The sequence below is a fragment of the Amycolatopsis sp. SID8362 genome (genome assembly GCF_010550475.1).
GTDB lineage: Bacteria > Actinomycetota > Actinomycetes > Mycobacteriales > Pseudonocardiaceae > Amycolatopsis > Amycolatopsis eburnea.
Genome location: NZ_JAAGNB010000854.1, coordinates 1 through 294, shown reverse-complemented (window position 1 = coordinate 294; position 294 = coordinate 1). Strand labels below are relative to the sequence as shown.

Below are 294 nucleotides of genomic sequence, written 5' to 3'. Positions count from 1 at the left end.
ACGGTCAGCACGACCGACACCCGCGCGGGCAGGTCGGCGGCGGACGGCACCGCGTACGGGATGCGCGCGGCCGCGATCTTCTTCTTCGCCCGCGTGAGCCGGGCGGCCATGGTCGGCTCCGGCACCAGGAACGCGTGCGCGATGTCGGCGGTCGCGACCCCGCAGACCAGCCGCAGCGTCAGCGCGATCTGCGCCTCCTGCGCGAGCGCCGGGTGGCAGCAGGTGAAGACGAGCCGCAGCCGGTCGTCCGGGATCGGCCCGGCGGGCTCCGGCACTTCGGCGGCGTCGGGCTCG

1 protein-coding gene is annotated in these 294 nt (G+C 76.2%); it reads right to left on the bottom strand.

What is annotated here, in order from left to right:
• Window positions 1-294: sigma factor-like helix-turn-helix DNA-binding protein (locus G3I65_RS26470; protein ID WP_275940171.1), on the bottom strand; the 294-nt coding region annotated here is incomplete at both ends.